This window comes from Burkholderia sp. A2, assembly GCF_001729305.1.
GTDB lineage: Bacteria > Pseudomonadota > Gammaproteobacteria > Burkholderiales > Burkholderiaceae > Burkholderia > Burkholderia sola.
In genome coordinates this window covers 1,130-2,133 of record NZ_LZXX01000163.1, presented here as the reverse complement: position 1 = coordinate 2,133, position 1,004 = coordinate 1,130, and the positions used below count along the sequence as shown (strand labels likewise).

Annotated in this window: 2 protein-coding genes; both read left to right on the top strand. The window is 70.0% G+C overall.

From position 1 onward, the window contains the following. The coding region (locus A9Z05_RS33665; protein ID WP_141723540.1) for a DMT family transporter at window positions 1-293 on the top strand (293 nt) is incomplete at its 5' end. A gap of 251 nt (window positions 294-544) precedes the next feature. Then, window positions 545-1,004: NAD(+) synthase (gene nadE / locus A9Z05_RS38265; RefSeq protein ID WP_371090935.1), on the top strand; the 460-nt coding region annotated here is incomplete at its 3' end.

The following is a 1,004-nucleotide window of genomic DNA, read 5'->3' as shown; positions in this document are numbered from 1 at the left end:
CGGCGATCGTCGCGGCCGTCTTCGTCGTGCTGCTCCATGAGACCCGCTGGATCGACGCGCCGGCGCTGTGGGTGTCGCTCGTGTGGGGCGTCGTGTTCCTGTCCGGCGGCGCGGTCACGATGCTGATGTGGATGCTGCGGCGCGGCAATGCGGCGCGCGCGACGTCGCTGCTGTTTCTCGCGCCGCCGCTGGCCGCGCTGCAGGGTTACGCGCTGTTCGGCGAAACGCTCGCGACGATCCAGCTCGCCGGCTTCGCGCTCGCGCTGGTGGGCGTCGTGCTCGCGCGGCGCTGACGGGGGCGAAGACCCATGCGGGATCGAGCGGCCACGCCCGTCATGGGGCCTCCATCCCGACTCGTCGAAGCCGCGCGCACGGCTGCCCTTCGCGCGGCACTCCCGCACCCGTCCGGCGCACCGCGCACCACGGCGATGCGCCGCGTCTCGCCGATGCAACGCGAAACCGCCGGATCGCCGGCCCGGCGCGGCGGCGCGCCGCGATTGCGCTTATGATGAGCGCCTTGCATTTCGTCCCGGAACTTCCCGTCATGACATCCGCCGATTACGCCAGCCGCCAACGCGCGATCATTGCCGAACTGAACGTCGCCCCGCACTTCGACGTCGAGGCCGAAATCGACCGCCGCGTCGATTTCCTCGCGCAATACCTTCGTTCGACTGGCCTGCGGACCTACGTGCTCGGCATCAGCGGCGGCGTCGATTCGTCGACGGCCGGCCGGCTGGCACAGCTCGCGGTCGAACAGCTGCGCGCCGGTGGCTACGACGCACGTTTCATCGCGATGCGCTTGCCGAACGGCGTGCAGAACGACGAAGAGGATGCACAGCGCGCGCTCGCGTTCGTGCGCGCGGACGAGGTATTGACGGTCGACGTGAAGCCGGCCGCCGATGCGATGCTCCGTTCGCTGGTCGCGTCCGGCCACGCATTCGACACTCCCGCGCAGCAGGATTTCGTGCACGGCAACATCAAGGCGCGCGAGCGCATGATCGCGC